Annotated in this window: 1 protein-coding gene; it reads right to left on the reverse strand. The window is 33.0% G+C overall.

The genetic code is table 11. The features are described 5' to 3' along the window. A partial coding sequence (locus tag NF27_RS09260) for a site-specific integrase (RefSeq protein ID WP_161791851.1) occupies positions 1-419 on the reverse strand: 419 nt, incomplete at its 3' end. Between the last annotated feature and the right edge of the window lie 35 nt (positions 420-454).

Genomic DNA, 454 nt, shown 5'->3' on the forward strand with positions numbered 1-454 from the left:
TTATCACTTAACCCGTTCCACCTGGGTTCTTCTATTTCAATAATTCTAACACCTTGAAAGGGATAACCAGTAACAAACGGTTTCTCTTTATGCACCCACCTGGCAAAGTGTTTTAGCGTAGCCATAATCCTGCTTACTGAAGTTGCTTTATATGGTTTATTTAAACTATTCTTTGCTTCATATAACAAATATCCTTGGAAAGCTTTTGTGATTGAAGGCGTCCATAAATCTATTATCTCTGAATTTAATGAAGCTTGAAAAAAGTTTATAAATAAATTTAAATCTCTTTTCTTAGCTTCTATGGTTGCAGTTGGGCTACCTAACACATGAATTTGGAAATAAAAATTCGCCCAATACTCAAGTAAACCTTTATGGTTACTTGTTATACTTGTTAATTGCGTAGCCTTATTATCTAACATCCGGCTCACACTTATTATTTATATACTCTTTAAGC

This window comes from Candidatus Jidaibacter acanthamoeba, from assembly GCF_000815465.1.
In the GTDB taxonomy this organism is placed as follows: Bacteria; Pseudomonadota; Alphaproteobacteria; order Rickettsiales; family Midichloriaceae; genus Jidaibacter; species Jidaibacter acanthamoebae.